This window comes from Ectobacillus funiculus, from assembly GCF_004138295.1.
Lineage (GTDB): Bacteria > Bacillota > Bacilli > Bacillales > Bacillaceae_G > Ectobacillus > Ectobacillus funiculus.
This window is the reverse complement of record NZ_SCFM01000021.1, coordinates 1-342: the sequence shown is the minus strand read 5'-3', so window position 1 is coordinate 342 and position 342 is coordinate 1. Positions and strand designations below refer to the sequence as shown.

The 342-nt window shown below is 45.3% G+C and carries 1 pseudogene; it reads left to right on the top strand.

Annotation, left to right across the window (positions count from 1 at the left end):
• Positions 1 to 276, top strand: a pseudogene (locus tag EP737_RS25660) (hypothetical protein); the annotation flags it as partial.
• Positions 277 to 342: the final 66 nt, after the last annotated feature.

Sequence of the window (342 nt, the reverse complement as noted above, 5' to 3'; positions counted from 1 at the left end):
TATGTCATTGGCAGACGCGGCATGAATCTGAAGGAACAGGTGCCAAAGGTGTTGCGAGCCTATACAGAACGTAAGGATGGGGAGCACCACTGGAAGCAATGGAGTGTATTAACAAGGAAATTCAAAGCACTTCGCCCACATTTGTTCTATCATGTATCAGACCAATCTGATCCACTATTCAGCAAAGAAATTTGCGCGTATGGATTGATCCAAGTAGAACGTGACGTTTTGCAGAAGTATGTACCAAAAGTTTGGTTAGAAGAAACAGAAATCTGACCTCGTTTGGAATGGCACAGCCTGTTCTTGCATCACCACCATTTTGCCGCAAAGGCCAGAGGACCC